This window comes from Pseudomonas sp. MDT1-17 (genome assembly GCF_054898105.1).
Genome location: NZ_JBUBVM010000001.1, coordinates 93,283 through 111,192 on the forward strand (window position 1 = coordinate 93,283; position 17,910 = coordinate 111,192).

The following is a 17,910-nucleotide window of genomic DNA, read 5'->3' on the forward strand; positions in this document are numbered from 1 at the left end:
GTAACCGCGTCTGACTACCCGACCGTGCAATAAAGCCGTTTGTGATCGGGCGCAAGGCCTGGCTGTTCAGTGATACACCCAAAGGCGCCACCGCCAGTGCGCAGATCTATAGCTTGGTCGAGACCGCCAAAGTCAACGGCCAAGAGCCCTATACGTGGCTGCGCCACGTACTTGAGCGCTTGCCGCATGCCTCGTCGGTGGAAGACTACGAAGCCTTGCTGCCGTGGAACTGCTCACCGGAAATGCCACGGTAAACGAGGGGCCCACCTGGCGATAGGTGTGCTTCATGGATCGGATACAATTAATGCTGGTCGAAAAGCGTGCTGATTGCAGGTCGGCATGTTTATGAATACAGATCGCTACACTTAGTCCTGGCTCAAGGCTCTCGCGAACCATGGCCAATTTTTGCTTTAGGCTCCAGCGGCGACGCCGCTCCAGGAAAGACAGTACATCAACTCAAACTCTCACCCACGTCTCTACCCGCTCATAACACCATGAGCAAAATACGCAGTGTGCCTCATCGTCATCTAACCAAAAAATAACCCGGCGCATTTGGAGACGGCTACGCCGGGTTAAAAGTGAAATCGTATAAATCTGCTACAAGCAAGCACCAGGCTGGGAAACGGACCTAACGTCCGACGCTTTACACCCCCTGTATTGATTCGTCTTCTGCGCGCCCTTCTTTCCCAAATTTCGAGATCAATGACCGCTTCATGAGAGGGGCGCATGAAAACGCTCCCCTCTCACAACGTCGCTTTATACGATCAACTGGTGATTGATCAACAAGGTCTCCATGTCCGTGGCCACCCCGTTCAGTGTCAGCACCAAGGAGGATGAGAACGTTGAACCTGCACCGTCGCGGTCGACACTGATCGAGGTGTTGGTCCCGTTGTTGGTGACACTCAGGTAATTCATCAGCCCCTCTGAGGCTTTATCCAATACCGGTTTGGCGGTGGTGACATCGGTGTAGACGTAGGCCGTACCGGTGTAGCCTGTCAGCAAGGCGCTAAGATCAATCATATCGGCGGCGGCCACACTGTTGATGTTGCCCAGGCCGAAGCCGATTGCTGTGTCAGTACCGTTGCCACCGGTAGCATCGCTGTTATTCACATTGGTGAAGGTCAGCAGCGTATGACCGCCAGCGGTGATGGTGTAGGTGTCGTTGCCGCCCCGTCCGTCGAGAAGTGAGTTCACGCTAGCGGTGCTGTTAGCTGTCAGGACGTCGTTTCCGCCCCCGCCAATGATCCCTTCGATACCGGTCAGGGTCACGGTGTTAAAACCGGTGGCCTGAGCCGTGGCAGTGTTGAGGTTCACGGTCACCCCGGTCGTGCCTGCAAGAGTGAAGTTCACGATGTCTTCGCCGCGAGTGATTTGCCAGGCAGGTGTACCGTAATGGGTTAACCATCCGCCGCCGCCAACGAAAGTATCCGTGCCTGCAGTAGCGAAGAAGGTGTCATTGTACCCAGTACCGATGAAATTACCGTTGGCATTGTTGTTGCCGGCTTCCGCGGACAGTACATAGTTGCTAGTGGCCAAACCGGTGGTAAGGCCCGTCCAGGTGGTATTAACTTGCTCAATGGTGTTGCCGCCCAGTGTTGCGACACCGGAAACATCTGTGGAAACACCGCTGACGCTCTTCAGCAGGACGGCGGTGTAGGTTTCAAAGGCAGTCAAACCATAAAAATAGACGAGGGCAGAATTGTCGTTACCATTAGCACCCATCTGCGGATTTATAATTTGCGATGAAACTAACAAGCCAGAAGAGTTATAGAGCTGAACGGTATTAGCATAGTAAACATTTAATCCCTGAGCGTCGTTGATTTTAACATGCAAGCTTGCCCCGTCGGCGGCGACGTTGTTATTGAATAAAAATGGCAAGCCTGCTCCATTAGTATTTATCATTAAATCAACACTACCATCCCAGTTAAAATCCGTCTGAGTCAACCCCATATACGAAGACGTAGAAAACGTAGAAGCGCTGGCCCCAGCTGCAAACACTCCGCCTCCCTGATTTAAATACACTATTGGATTTCCTGCGATGCCATTTCCAGGAATTTCAATAACATCCATCCTCCCGTCTTGATTCCAATCTATCGCTACGGAACTAAGTCCTTGTAACGAATCTGAGAAGTATGTTGCAGTTCCGCCAGCAATACCTGACCCTGTTCCAAACCCTCCGACTTGATTATTCCAATATATTCGACTTGCGGTGCTATCTGCAGTATTGGCTGCGTTTCTGCCTGAACCTATAAACAAATCCATATATCCATCATTATTGAAATCCGCCCAAGTCATAGCGTGAATATAACCAGCTGGCGCCGCGAAGACTCCGGCGACATGCACCATGGAAAACTGGTCGACTGTCAATTGATTGTTATAAAAAGTGGTTAATGCGTAATTCCCATTACCATTAGTATGTTCAACTATATCGACCGTACCATTATTATTCAAATCAACCGCAGACACCGCGGCATAGTTATTAATGACGCCAGTTCCTGTCGGGCGCCCGGACCCAGTTGTCTGAGTGCCGTTCATCCACATGAGTGTCGGCGTTGCTCCGACAAGAACATTGGAAACAAACGTTAATGACGTATTTGCAATATCGCCAAAAGCAAAATCCAAATAACCGTCGCCGGTTTTATCATAAGCGACGACACCACCAGTGTTTCTTGCATTTCCACTAAGTGTAACAGCCGCGTAATTAATGTCGTCCGCAGTAATCAGGGCTTTAGGCGATCCTGCTCCAATATTGATAAGTCCCTGATAACCCGATCTTTGAAAGTCGGCGTAGACCACAGACGCCATATACGTATGCGTAGAGGCAGCTGTACTGCTTGTGCCAAAAAGGGCATTTTGCTCGTAGACTATTGAAGGTACCCCACTTTTGGATTCGAAAATACTCCAGACCCCAAAATGATTTATCTTTATTGAATTAAAATATCCGCTGCTGTTCGCACCAACATTAACGTTTGTCGCGAGGTCTGCCCCCACTACTCTTAGATGATCGACACCTGTAAGCAAGCTGCGATTGCCGGCTAAATCAATCCCCATAAAGGCCAGGTGATAACCTCCCACCGCTAGCCCGCTGGCAGTGAGAGACCAGCTCCCTCCCGCCGCCACCGTGGTTGTCGCCAAAATGTTATCGATTCCCTGCGAGTAGACCCCGTCATTGTCAGCGTCGTTAACCAGTGCGAGGGTGGTGCCCACTTCACCCAAACCGCTCGTGGCGCTGGTAAAGGTGATCGCAGTTGTCGTCGTGATGTTGTCGCCCACCACGCCCGTATCAAATGCGCTCGTCAGTACCGGGGCAATCAAGCTGGTGATCAGCGGCGCGGTGCTGTCCACGGTGACCACCGTTGAGGCGGTGCCCGTTGCCACGTTACCGGCGATGTCGATGGCGCGCAGTTGATAGGTGGTGGCGCTGGTTCTGGCCACCGGATCGGTATAACTCCAGGTCTTGGCCGTGTTGTTAAAGGTGGTGACGTTGGTCCACGTCGTGCCGCCGTCGGTGCTGATCTGGAGAAACTCGCCTGTCAGTACGTTGCCGGTATAGCTGCCATTGACGGTCAGTAACGGATCACGCGTGGTGAGGTCGGTGTTTAGCGCACTGTCGGTCGTGCTGCCTGTGCCCAGGACCAGCCCGGCGGTGGTGTCGGTGGTGATGGCGGTGAGTGATACGGCGCTCATTGCGGGGGCGACCAGATCAATGGTCACCGCCGTGGCGGCCGATACGGTGCCGATGTTGCCGGCGGTGTCCACGACCCGGGCCCGGAAGTTGTAGCTGCCGGCGGCCAGGGTGTTGGCGGTGTTGTTGAAGCTGTAGAGCGAGCCACTGACCAGTGTTGCCGTGTTCCAGGTCGATCCGTTGTCCAGGCTGATCTGGACGGTTTCCCCACTGCCCACGGTCCCGGTGACCGTGGCGCTGATGGTGAGCGTTTGATCGTTGGTGATGAAGTCGGTGCTGCTGGTTCCGCTATCGGTTGTGATGGCGCTGATGGTTGCCGTCGCCGTTGGGGCTACGGTATCGATCTGCACCACTTGGGTGGTGCTCAGGCCGAGGTTGTTGGCAATGTCGATGACTCGGGCGACGACGGTGTAGGCGCCGCTGGCCATGACGTTGGCGGTGTTGTTGTAGCTCCAGCTGGTGCCGGTCACGGTGGCCGTCGACCAGGATGTTCCGCCATCCAGGCTAATCTCCACCCGTTCGTCAGTGGCCAGTGTGCTGCTCAAGGTGCCGGAGAAGATCAGGGTGGTGTCGGTGGTGATGAAGTCGGTGGCGATCGCCGAGTCGGTGGTGATTGAGGTGATGGTAATCGATGCGCTCGGTGGGGTGGTATCGACGGTCATCGTTTGGTTGGCGGTGTTGACGAAGTTGCCTGCGGCATCCACGACCCGCGCCCTGAGGTTGTAAATGCCATCGCTCAGGGTGTTGGCACTGTTGTCGTAGCTCCAGGTGGTGCCGGACACGGTGGCGCTGAAGTAGGTGGTGCCGCCATCCATGCTGAACAGTACCTCTTCGCCGGCTCCCAGCGCGGCGCTGAGGGTGCCGGAGAACACCAGCGTGGTGTCCTGGGTCTTGAAGTCCGTGGTGATGCCGGTGTCGCTGGTGACGGCGCCGATGGTGAGGGTGGCGGTGGGGGCGGTGCTGTCGACGGTCACCAGTTGGGTGGCGGTCTGCCCGACGTTGCCGGCAATGTCTACCACGCGAGCGTCGACGGTGTAGGCGCCATCGGCCAGGGTGGTTGCCGTGTGATCGTAACTCCAGGTCAGGGCGCTGGTGGAGGCGTTGAACCAGCTGGCGCCGTTAAGCCGCACTTGCACGCTTTCCCCGGCCAGCAGCGCGGCCCCCAGCACGCCGTTGAAGACCAGGTTTTTGTCACTGGTGATGTAGTCGGTGCTGCTGGTCCCCGAGTCCAGGGTAATGGAGGTGAAGGCAATGGTTTGCGCGGCGGCGGGGGCGGAGGTGTCGACCACCAGGGTTTGGTTGGCGGTTTGGCCTGCGTTGCCCGCGGCATCGACGACCCGCGCCTTGAGGTTGTAGGTGTTGTCGGCCAGGACGTTGGCGCTGTTGTCATAACTCCAGGTGGTGCCGCTGACGGTGGCGGCGTTATAGGTCGCGCCACCGTCCAGGCTGAACTGCACACTGTGTCCTGCGGCCAGGGTGGTGCCCAATACGCCGCTGAAGATCAGTGTGTTGTCGTTGGTGTTGAAATCACCGCTCACCTCACTGTCGGCGTTAATGGCGCCGATGGTGATGGTTTCGCTGGCGCTCGGGGCCACGGTGTCGACGGTCAGGGTAAAGTTGCTGGACGAAAGACCGTTGTTGTTGGCCACATCGCTAATGACCGCGTGATAGGTGTGCGCCCCCTCGGCGGTGGTGCCCAGTTGGTAGTTCCAGGTGTTGCCACTGACGGTGGCGACACCCAGCAAGGTCGCGCCTTCATACACCCGCACCGTATCGCCGCTGGCCAGCCCGCTGACCGTGCCGTTCAGCACGGGGGTGGTATCATTGCTGCTGGTGCCTGTGCCGAAGTCGCCCAGCAGTGCAAAGACGTTGTCGGTGTAGGTGTCAAGGCTGACGGTGTAGCCGACGGTGGGTCCGGTGATATCGACTGTCACGGCCTGGGAGGCCACGGCACTGGTATTGCCGGCCCCATCGATGACCCGACTGAGGAAGGTGTAGCTGCCCTCAGCCAAGGTGGTGGCACTGTGGTCATAGGCGTAGGTGCTGCCACTGACCAGTGAGGCGTTATTCCAGCTCGCTGCGTTATCCAGAGAAATCTGCACGTTCTCACCGGCGTTGAGCGTGCCGGTCAGGGTGGTGGTGATGAGCAGCGTTTGATCGCTGGTGATAAAGTCCCCGGTGGTGCCGGTGTCCGTGGTGATCCCGCTGATGGCCACGCTTGCCATAGGGGTGGCGGTGTCGATGGTCAGGGCGGTGCTGGCGCTCTGGCCGAGGTTGCCCGCGGTGTCGAAGACTTGGGCCTCAATCGTGTAGCTGCCGTCAGCCAGGGCGGTGGCGGTGTTGTCAAAGCTCCAGGTGGTTCCAGTGACCGTTGCGATCTGCCAGGTTGCTCCGCCGTCCAGACTGATCCTGACATCTTCATTGCTTTGCAGGGCGGCGCCCAGGGTGCCGCTGAAGGTGAGGGTGTTGTCGCTGGTGACAAAGTCGCCCGCGGTGCCGGTGTCGACACTGATGGTGGTGATGGCCACGCTGGCGCTTGGCGCCACGGTGTCGATGCGCAGGGTTTCGACGGCGGTCTGTTCAACGTTGCCGAACACGTCAGTGATCCGTGCCTGCAGGTTGTAGCTGCCGTCGGCCAGGGTATTGGCGGTGTTGTCAAAACTCCAGGTGGTCCCCGTGACAACGGCGTTGGCCCAGGTCAGGCCATTATCCACGCTGATTTCTACATTGCCCCCGGCCCCTAGCGGTGAGGTGATGATACCGCTGAAGATCAGGTTGGGACTGTTGGTGATGAAGTCGGTAGGGCTGCCGGAGTCAGGGGAAACCGCCAGGATCTCGATCGAGTTGCCAACGGGCGCGGTACTGTCAATGGAGACCACTTGACTGGTTGTCTGACCGATGTTGCCGGCGGTATCGGCGACCCTGGCCAAAATGGTATACACGCCGTCGGCCATGATGTTGGCGGTGTTATCGTATTGCCATTCGGTGAGGCCGGTGTTCGTCGCGTTCAGCCAGGTGAGCCCATTGTCCAACGAGATCTCTACGTGTTGGCCCGTACCCAATGGCAGCCCGACATTGCCCAGAAAGAGCAGGGTGTTGTCGGCCGTGTTGAAGTCGCTACCGCTGGTACCGGTGTCCAGCGAAATGCCGATGATGCTGACCGTAATGCTCGCGCTTGGCGCGCTCGTATCGACCACCACCGATTGGCTGGCGGTTTGACCGATGTTGCCGGCGCTATCCACCACCCGCGCTTGCACGGCATAGGTGGCATCGGCCAACACGGTAGCGGAGTGATCAAACGTCCAGGCCGTGCCGGTGACGGTGGCGCCCGACCAGGTACTGCCGCCGTCCAGGCTGACCTGCACCGACTCCCCAGCCACCAGAGACACCCCCAGCACACCGCTGAAGATCAGGGTGTTGTCGTTGGTGACAAAGTCGTTGCCCACGCCACTGTCGGCATTGATCGTGGTGATGCTGATGGTGGCACTGGCGCTTGGCCCCTGGGTGTCCACGATCAAGGTGAAATCGCTGGAGACCGTGCCTTGGTTGCCCGCGGCATCGGCAATGACCACGTGGTAGGTATGGCTGCCATCGAAGGTCGCCGCCAGTTGATAGCTCCAGGCCCCGCCCGTGACGGTGGCAAGACCGAGTAAGGTGGTGCCTTCATACACCTGCACGACGTCGCTGGCGTTCAGCCCACTGACGGTCCCGTTCAGTTTTGGGGCGGGGTCATTGGTGAGCGTGCCGTCAGCAAAGTTGCCGGTTTGCAGGTTGACCAGATCCGTATAGGTGGTGATGGCCACCGCGTTGCCCGTGGAGGGGGCCGTGGTATCAATCTGCAGCGTTTGTGTCGCCACCGCACTGGTGTTGCCGGCCACATCGAATACCCGGGCCTGCAGGGTATACAGGCCTTGTGCCAAGGTAGTGGCGGTGTGGTCATACACATAGGTGCTACCGCTGGACAGCGTCGCGTCGTGCCAGGTGCTGCCCGCATCCAGGGAGATCTGCACAAAGTCGTTGCTGCCCAGGGCCCCGGCCAACGTCAAGCTGAACACCAGGGTTTGGTCGCTGGTGCTGAAGTCCGTGGCACTGGTGCCGCTGTCGAGCGTGATGCCGGTGACCGACGCGGTGCCCGCGGGCACCGCGTTATAGATCTCCACGCTCCGCTGGGCGCTCTGCCCGACGTTGCCGGCGGTATCGATCACGCGCAGTTGAGCGAGGTAGGTATTGTTCGCCAGCGACAAGCCGGTGTTGTCATAGGTCCAGTTGGTGCCGCTGACGGTCGTGGCCGACCAGGTGGTGCCGCCATCAATACTGAACTGCAGCGTTTCATCGCTGCTCAAAGGCGCCGTGAGCGTGCCGTTGAACAACAAGGTTCGGTCGCGGGTGATGAAGTCACTGGCGCTGATCCCCAAGTCCAGACTGATCGAGCCGAAGGCAGGAATAATGCTCGCCGACGGCAGCGAGGTGTCAACGGTGACCGTTTGAGTGGCCAGTGGGCTTCTGTTGCCCGCCGTATCAATCACCCGGGCCTGCACGGTATAGCTGGCATCCGCCAACACGGTAGCGGTGTGATCAAACGTCCAGGCCGTGCCGGTGACGGTGGCGCCCGACCACGTGCTACCGCCGTCAAGGCTGATTTGCACGGTACTGTCTGCTGCCAGCGGGGCGCTCACCTGGCCGCTGAAGACCAAGGTATTGTCACTGGTGATAAAGTCACCCACCACCCCGCTGTCCAAACTAATCCCGCTGAGAGTGACGGTTTCGGTCGGAATCGCGCTGTCAATCTTCAGCGCCTGCGAACTGGTTTGCCCGATATTGCCGGCAACATCCGTCACCCTGACCTGCACGACGTAGTCACCGTCGGCCATGGAACTGGCGGTGTTGTTGTAGCTCCAGGTGGTCCCGCTCACCGCGGCGCTCAACCACGTGACGCCGCCATTGAGGCTTATTTGAACGCTCTCATCCCCGATCAACGCAGCGCTCAACGAACCGCTGAACAGGAGCGTGTGGTCCTGCGTGATGAAGTCATTGAGGCTGGCCCCATTGTCCAGCCCGGTATCTGAAGCAATGGAGGTGATGCTGATCGTAGTGGTCGGCGCCGGTGCCTGGGTGTCCACCACCACGGCTTGACTGGTGCTCTGGCCGATGTTGCCGGCGGTATCGATCACCTGGGCTTGCACCGCATAGGTAGCGCTGGCCAGCGCAGTGGCGGTGTGGTCAAAACTCCAGCTCAAGCCGGAGACGATCGCCGCACTCCACGTGGTACCGCCGTCGAGGCTAATCTGTACCCCTTCGTCAGCGGCTAAGGCCGCCCCTAAGGTGCCCGTAAAGACCAAGGTATTGTCGTTGGTGTAGAAGTCCGTGGTACTGAGCCCGGTGTCATCGGTAATGGCGTCAATGGAGAGCGTGGCGCTCGCACTCGGCGCGCTGGTATCAATCACCACGCTCTGGGTGCTTGCAGTGCTCGCGTTGCCGGCAGCGTCCACCACACGGGCGACAAAAGCATGCGTGCCGGAGGCCAAGGTATTGGCGGTGTTGTTTAACACATAGGTTGTACCGCTTTGTAACGAGGCTTCCTGCCACAACACCCCGCCATCCAGCGAGATTTGAACTTGATCCCCCGCCCCCAACACGCCCGTCACTTGCGCGCTGATCGTCAGCAAGGGATTGGACGTGACAAAGTCATTGGTGAGGGCGCCGGTATCAGGCGTAATTGCACTGATCACCGCGGTGGCCGGCGGGGCCAGGCTATCAATCTGCACAACCTGGGTATCACTCAGACCGATATTGTCCGCCACGTCGATCACGCGTGCGATCACGGTGTAGGAGCCGTCGGCCATCACGGTAGCAGTATTGTCATAACTCCAATTGGTCCCGGCCACACTCGCCGTCGACCACGAAGTGCCACCATCCAGGCTAATTTCCACCCGCTCGTCAGTGGCTAAGACACCGCTCAAGGTGCCTGAAAATATCAGGGTGCTGTCGCTGGTGATGAAGTCGCCAGCGGTGCCTGAGTCGCTACTGATGGCCGTAAAGGCAATCGTGGTACTGGAAACCGCGGTATCCACCACCACGGTCTGACTGGCGCTCTGGCCGACGTTGCCGGCCGTATCCACCACCCGTGCCTGGACCGCATAACTGCCATCGGTCAGCACGGTAGCGCTGTGATCCAAGCTCCAGCTGGTGCCAGTGACTACCGCTGCCGCCCAGGTCGCGCCACCGTCCAGGCTGACCTCGACGCCGTGCCCAGCCGCCAGGGCAATGCCCAAGGTGCCACTGAAGATCAAGGTGTTGTCGCCGGTGGTAAAGTCGCCACTGGTGCCGCTGTCGAGGGTGATCGCATCGAAGCTGATGGTTTCCGTAACGCTCGGCGCCTGGGTATCCACCACCACGGTTTGACTGGCGCTCTGGCCGACGTTGCCGGCCGCATCCACCACCCGTGCCTGGACCGCATAACTGCCATCGGTCAGCACGGTGGCGCTGTGATCCAAGCTCCAGCTGGTGCCACTGACCAAGCCCGCGGACCAGGTGCTGCCACCGTCCAGACTGACCTCGACGCTGTGGCCGGCGGCCAGGGCAACGCCCAAGGTGCCACTGAAGATCAGGGTGTTGTCGCCGGTGGTAAAGTCGCCACTGGTGCCGCTGTCGAGGGTGATCGCATCGAAGCTGATGGTTTCACTGACGCTCGGCGCCTGGGTATCCACCACCACGGTTTGACTGGCGCTCTGGCCGACGTTGCCGGCCGTATCCACCACCCGCGCCTGCACCGCATAACTGCCATCGGCCAGCACCGTGGCGCTGTGATCCAAGCTCCAGCTGGTGCCAGTGACTACTGCCGCCGCCCAGGTCGCGCCACCGTCCAGGCTGACCTCGACGCCGTGCCCAGCCGCCAGGGCAACACCCAAGGTGCCGCTGAAGATCAGGGTGTTGTCGCTGGTGGTAAAGTCGCCGCTGGTACCGCTGTCGAGGGTGATTGCATCGATACTGATGGTTTCACTGACGCTCGGCGCCTGGGTATCCACCACCACGGTTTGACTGGCGCTCTGGCCGACGTTGCCGGCCGTATCCACCACCCGCGCCTGCACCGCATAACTGCCATCGGTCAGCACCGTGGCGCTGTGATCCAAGCTCCAGCTGGTGCCACTGACTACCGCTGCGACCCAGGTCGCGCCACCGTCCAGGCTGACCTCGACGCCGTGCCCAGCGGCCAGGGCAATGCCCAAGGTGCCGCTGAAGATCAGGGTGTTGTCGCTGGTGGTAAAGTCGCCGCTGGTAGCGCTGTCGAGGGTGATTGCATCGATACTGATGGTTTCACTGACGCTCGGGGCCTGGGTATCCACTATCACGGTCTGACTGGCGCTCTGGCCGACGTTGCCGGCCGCATCCACTACTCGCGCCTGCACCGCATAACTGCCATCGGCCAGCACCGTGGCGCTGTGATCCAAACTCCAGCTGGTGCCACTGACTACTGCCGCGACCCAAGTCGCGCCACCGTCCAGGCTGGCCTCGACGCCGTGCCCAGCGGCCAGGGCAATGCCCAAGGTGCCGCTGAAGATCAGGGTGTTGTCGCTGGTGGTAAAGTCGCCGCTGGTAGCGCTGTCGAGGGTGATTGCATCGATACTGATGGTTTCACTGACGCTCGGGGCCTGGGTATCCACTATCACGGTCTGACTGGCGCTCTGGCCGACGTTGCCGGCCGCATCCACTACTCGCGCCTGCACCGCATAACTGCCATCGGCCAGCACGGTGGCGCTGTGATCCAAGCTCCAGCTGGTGCCACTGACTACCGCCGCGACCCAGGTCGCGCCACCGTCCAGGCTGACCTCGACGCCGTGGCCGGCGGCCAGGGCAACACCCAAGACGCCGCTGAAGATCAGGGTGTTGTCGCTGGTGGTAAAGTCGCCACTGGTAGCGCTGTCGAGGGTAATTGCATCGATACTGATGGTTTCCGTAACGCTCGGCGCCTGGGTATCCACCACCACGGTTTGACTGGCGCTCTGGCCGACGTTGCCGGCCGCATCCACCACCCGTGCCTGCACCGCATAACTGCCATCGGCCAGCATGGTGGCGCTGTGATCCAAGCTCCAGCTGGTGCCACTCACTACCGCTGCCGCCCAAGTCGCGCCACCGTCCAGGCTGACTTCGACGCCGTGGCCGGCGGCCAGGGCAACACCCAAGGTGCCGCTGAAGATCAAGGTGTTGTCGCTGGTGGTAAAGTCGCCGCTGGTACCGCTGTCGAGGGTGATCGCATCGAAGCTGATGGTTTCACTGACGCTCGGCGCCTGGGTATCCACCACCACGGTCTGACTGGCGCTCTGGCCGACGTTGCCGGCCGCATCCACCACCCGTGCCTGCACCGCATAACTGCCATCGGCCAGCACCGTGGCGCTGTGATCCAAGCTCCAGCTGGTGCCACTGACTACTGCCGCGACCCAGGTCGCGCCTCCGTCCAAGCTGACTTCGACGCCGTGCCCAGCCGCCAGGGCAATGCCCAAGGTGCCACTGAAGATCAAGGTGTTGTCGCTGGTGGTAAAGTCGCCACTGGTGCCGCTGTCGAGGGTGATTGCATCGAAGCTGATGGTTTCCGTAACGCTCGGCGCCTGGGTATCCACCACCACGGTTTGACTGGCGCTCTGGCCGACGTTGCCGGCCGTATCCACCACCCGTGCCTGCACCGCATAACTGCCATCGGCCAGCACCGTGGCGCTGTGATCCAAGCTCCAGCTGGTGCCACTCACTACTGCCGCGGCCCAGGTCGCGCCACCGTCCAGGCTGACCTCGACGCCGTGGCCGGCGGCCAAGGCAACACCCAAGGTGCCGCTGAAGATCAAGGTGTTGTCGCTGGTGGTAAAGTCGCCACTGGTGCCGCTGTCGAGGGTGATCGCATCGAAGCTGATGGTTTCCGTAACGCTCGGCGCCTGGGTATCCACCACCACGGTCTGACTGGCGCTCTGGCCGACATTGCCGGCCGCATCCACCACCCGTGCCTGCACCGCATAACTGCCATCGGCCAGCACCGTGGCGCTGTGATCCAAGCTCCAGCTGGTGCCACTGACTACTGCCGCGACCCAGGTCGCGCCACCGTCCAGGCTGACCTCGACGCCGTGGCCGGCGGCCAGGGCAACACCCAAGGTGCCACTGAAGATCAGGGTGTTGTCGCTGGTGGTAAAGTCGCCGCTGGTACCGCTGTCGAGGGTGATCGCATCGAAGCTGATGGTTTCACTGACGCTCGGCGCCTGGGTATCCACCACCACGGTTTGACTGGCGCTCTGACCGACGTTGCCGGCCGCATCCACCACCCGTGCCTGCACCGCATAACTGCCATCGGCCAGCACCGTGGCGCTGTGATCCAAGGTCCAGCTGGTGCCACTCACTACTGCCGCCGCCCAGGTCGCGCCACCGTCCAGGCTGACCTCGACGCCGTGGCCGGCGGCCAAGGCAACACCCAAGGTGCCGCTGAAGATCAAGGTGTTGTCGCTGGTGGTAAAGTCGCCACTGGTGCCGCTGTCGAGGGTGATCGCATCGAAGCTGATGGTTTCCGTAACGCTCGGCGCCTGGGTATCCACCACCACGGTCTGACTGGCGCTCTGGCCGACATTGCCGGCCGCATCCACCACCCGTGCCTGCACCGCATAACTGCCATCGGCCAGCATGGTGGCGCTGTGATCCAAGCTCCAGCTGGTGCCACTGACTACTGCCGCGACCCAAGTCACGCCACCGTCCAGGCTGACCTCGACGCCGTGGCCGGCGGCCAGGGCAATACCCAAGGTGCCGCTGAAGATCAGGGTGTTGTCGCTGGTGATAAAGTCGCCACTGGTCCCGCTGTCGAGGGTGATTGCATCGAAGCTGATGGTTTCCGTAACGCTCGGCGCCTGGGTATCCACCATCACGGTTTGACTGGCGCTCTGGCCGACGTTGCCGGCCGCATCCACCACCCGCGCCTGGACCGCATAACTGCCATCGGCCAGCACGGTGGCGCTGTGATCAAAGCTCCAGCTGGTGCCACTGACTACCGCTGCCGCCCAGGTCACGCCACCGTCCAGACTGACCTCGACGCCGTGCCCAGCCGCCAAGGCAATGCCCAAGGTGCCGCTGAAGATCAAGGTGTTGTCGCTGGTGGTAAAGTCGCCACTGGTACCGCTGTCGAGGGTGATTGCATCGAAGCTGATGGTTTCACTGACGCTCGGCGCCTGGGTATCCACCATCACGGTCTGACTGGCGCTCTGGCCGACGTTGCCGGCTGCATCCACCACCCGTGCCTGCACCGCATAACTGCCATCGGCCAGCACGGTGGCGCTGTGATCCAAGCTCCAGCTGGTGCCACTGACGACTGCCGCGACCCAGGTCGCGCCGCCGTCCAGGCTGACCTCGACGCCGTGGCCGGCGGCCAAGGCAATGCCCAAGGTGCCGCTGAAGATCAGGGTGTTGTCGCTGGTGGTAAAGTCGCCACTGGTCCCGCTGTCGAGGGTGATCGCATCGAAGCTGATGGTTTCACTGACGCTCGGCGCCTGGGTATCCACCACCACGGTTTGACTGGCGCTTTGGCCGACGTTGCCGGCCGCATCCACCACCCGTGCCTGGACCGCATAACTGCCATCGGCCAGCACCGTGGCGCTGTGATCCAAGCTCCAGCTGGTGCCACTGACGGTGGCCGCGACCCAGGTCGCGCCCCCGTCCAGGCTGACCTCGACGCCGTGCCCGGCGGCCAGAGCAATGCCCAAGGTGCCGCTGAAGATCAGGGTGTTGTCGCTGGTGGTAAAGTCGCCACTGGTCCCGCTGTCGAGGGTGATTGCATCGAAGCTGATGGTTTCCGTAACGCTCGGCGCCTGGGTATCCACCACCACGGTTTGACTGGCGCTCTGGCCGACGTTGCCGGCCGTATCCACCACCCGCGCCTGGACCGCATAACTGCCATCGGCCAGCACCGTGGCGCCGTGATCAAAGCTCCAGCTGGTGCCACTGACGGTGGCCGCGACCCAAGTCGCGCCCCCGTCCAGGCTGACCTCGACGCCGTGGCCGACGGCCAGGGCAACACCCAAGGTGCCGCTGAAGATCAGGGTGTTATCGCCGGTGGTAAAGTCGCCACTGGTAGCGCTGTCGAGGGTGATTGCATCGATACTGATGGTTTCCGTAACGCTCGGCGCCTGGGTATCCACCACCACGGTTTGACTGGCGCTCTGGCCGACGTTACCGGCTGCATCCACTACCCGCGCCTGCACCGCATAACTGCCATCGGCCAGCACCGTGGCGCTGTGATCCAAGCTCCAGCTGGTGCCACTGACTACCGCCGCCGCCCAGGTGGCGCCACCGTCCAGACTGACCTCGACGCCGTGCCCAGCCGCCAAGGCAATGCCCAAGGTGCCGCTGAAGATCAGGGTGTTATCGCCGGTGGTAAAGTCGCCACTGGTAGCGCTGTCGAGGGTGATGGCATCGAAGCTGATGGTTTCCGTAACGCTCGGCGCCTGGGTATCCACCACCACGGTTTGACTGGCGCTCTGGCCGACGTTGCCGGCCGTATCCACTACCCGCGCCTGCACCGCATAACTGCCATCGGCCAGCACGGTGGCGCTGTGATCCAAGCTCCAGCTGGTGCCACTGACGGTGGCCGCGACCCAAGTCGCGCCACCGTCCAGGCTGACTTCGACGCCGTGGCCGACGGCCAGGGCAATGCCCAAGGTGCCGCTGAAGATCAAGGTGTTGTCGCTGGTGGTAAAGTCGCCACTGGTCCCGCTGTCGAGGGTGATCGCATCGAAGCTGATGGTTTCACTGACGCTCGGCGCCTGGGTATCCACCACCACGGTCTGACTGGCGCTCTGGCCGACGTTGCCGGCCGCATCCACCACCCGTGCCTGGACCGCATAACTGCCGTCGGTCAGCACGGTGGCGCTGTGATCCAAGCTCCAGCTGGTGCCACTGACGGTGGCCGCGACCCAAGTCGCGCCACCGTCCAGGCTGACTTCGACGCCATGCCCAGCCGCCAAGGCAATGCCCAAGGTGCCGCTGAAGATCAAGGTGTTGTCGCTGGTGGTAAAGTCGCCACTGGTCCCGCTGTCGAGGGTGATCGCATCGAAGCTGATGGTTTCACTGACGCTCGGCGCCTGGGTATCCACCATCACGGTTTGACTGGCGCTCTGACCGACGTTGCCGGCCGCATCCACCACCCGTGCCTGGACCGCATAACTGCCATCGGCCAGGACCGTGGCGCTGTGATCCACGCTCCAGCTGGTGCCACTGACGACTGCCGCCACCCAAGTCGCGCCGCCGTCCAGGCTGACTTCGACGCGCTCACCTGCGGGCAGTGCGGTGCCCAAAGCACCGCTAAAAATCAGGGTGTTGTCACTGGTGGAAAAGTCACCACTGATGCCTGAATCATTGCTGATGGCATCGAAAGTGATCGTGGTACTGGGCGGGGTAACATCCAGGTGGGAGAACGCCACCGGGGTACTAATATTACCCGCCACGTCGGTCAGCGTTACATCGAGGCCACCGCTGGGCTGTGACGCCGCGCTGCTGATCGGACCATAGTGGCCGTCGCTGCCGACCACAGCGGTGCCGGTGGTGCCGTCAGGGAAAACAATCGTTACGGTAGTGCCAGGTTCAGCGGTACCCGGTGCGCCCGAAACGCTTAGGCTACCATCGGCGTTAGTTACCACGGTCGAGCCTGGGGAGATGGTCGGTACAGCCGTATCCACGAAAATATCAATACTGGAAGAACTACTGACGTTGCCCGCTGTATCAATGACCTCAGCGGTAACGTGATAGGCCCCGTCAAGCAGGGGATCATATTCCCACGTTGTACCGGTGACGATGGCTTGATGCCAAGTGACGCCCCCGTCCAGGCTGATTCGCACACCATCATCAGGTCCCAAAGGCGCATTCAAGGTGCCGTAGAACGTCAGTTTCGTGCCATTAGTGATGTAGTCGATACTGCTAATACCGCTATCAGGAGAGATTGAAGTAATATTAATAATCGCATGGCGTGCAGCGCTATCAATCTGCAAACTCTGGCTGGTGACTTGACCTACATTGCCAGCGGTATCGACAACCCTCGCCTGAATCGTGTAGGCACCATCAGGCAACGGGTTAAGACTATTGTCATAACTCCAAGTGGTGCCTGAGAGGGTCGCGGTTAACCACGAGCTCCCTCCATCCAGGCTGATTTCTACTCGTTCACCCGCTAAGAGCAGCGCTCCCAGGTTCCCAGTGAACACCAAGCGGTTGTCGCTGGTGATAAAGTCACTGGCGCTGATGCCGGTGTCATCACTGATGTGGGCAATGCTGATGGTTTCAATGACCGCTGGCGCCACTGTGTCGATGACCACCACCTGGCGGCTAACGACGCCTGGCGTACCGGACGCACTGACGACTCGGGCTTCAAAACTGTACACCCCGTCGGGCAACACATTGGCGGAGTTATCATAAGTATAGGTATTGCCACCGACCCAGACAGCGTCATGCCATGACGCGCCACCATCCAGCGAGATCTGCACACGCTCGCCGCTCGCGAGCGTACCGTCCAATTGGGCGCTGACTACCTGCGTATGATCATTGGTAACAAAGTCACCGACCACGCCATTGTCTGAGATGGCCGTAATCGTGGCAAGCGCGCTGGGCGCCTGACCCGCTGGCGCGTTAGGCGCGTCGCTATGACCGCCACCACCTCCGCTGCCACCGCTGGCCAGCGCCACACCACCGGCCAACAAACCCGCACCTGCCAGCCACCAGCCACTAAACGCAGAGCTGGAAGCGTCAAGTAAGGGTTGGATACTCTCAAGGTTGACGAAACTGCCGGTGTCCAGCACCGGTACTCCGGCAGCATCCAGCACTGGGGTCGACAATCCCTGCGCATCCTGAATGACCAAAGTGTTTTTGACGCCTTTATGCACCAGGTAAAAGTCGTCCAGAGTAATGACCTCCCCTGAACGCATCGAAATAACCAGCGCATCACCCTGGCGCTCAAGCGAGGCAATGTCGCTGACTGAATCAACCGACAACTTCACCACGGACGGCTCGGCAATGGATGCGTGAAGACCGGAGACGACGTTAGACGCATGGTTGTGCTTATTAATTATCGAGATAGTCGCTTTCATGTTGCGTCTCCAAATAATCGTTAGTTCAATGGCCGCTCAAGATGGGTAACTGCTAAATCAGACAAGTCACGCTTTCGCAGGACCCTCTTTTATTGGTATTTCCTCGCTATACGCTACGCACAGGTTCGTAAA

1 protein-coding gene and 2 pseudogenes are annotated in these 17,910 nt (G+C 60.4%); 1 reads left to right on the forward strand and 2 read right to left on the reverse strand.

What is annotated here, in order from left to right; translation table 11 throughout:
* Nucleotides 1-20 precede the first annotated feature (20 nt).
* Nucleotides 21-254, forward strand: a pseudogene (locus ACYZTX_RS00425) (transposase domain-containing protein); the annotation flags it as partial.
* An 85-nt stretch (nt 255-339) separates the two neighbouring features.
* On the opposite strand, the pseudogene ACYZTX_RS00430 reads toward ACYZTX_RS00425, so the two are convergent.
* Nucleotides 340-447 (reverse strand): annotated as a pseudogene (locus ACYZTX_RS00430) (transposase); the annotation flags it as partial.
* A gap of 309 nt (nt 448-756) precedes the next feature.
* Nucleotides 757-17,778 (reverse strand): Ig-like domain-containing protein, encoded by a 17,022-nt coding sequence (locus ACYZTX_RS00435; RefSeq protein WP_462032503.1) that lies wholly within the window; start codon nt 17,776-17,778, stop codon nt 757-759.
* Nucleotides 17,779-17,910: the final 132 nt, after the last annotated feature.

Bases quoted from the DNA above. Each gene is read 5' to 3' on its own strand.
- ACYZTX_RS00435 (WP_462032503.1), bottom strand. From the start codon at position 17,778: ATGAAAGCGACTATCTCGATAATTAATAAGCACAACCATGCGTCTAAC.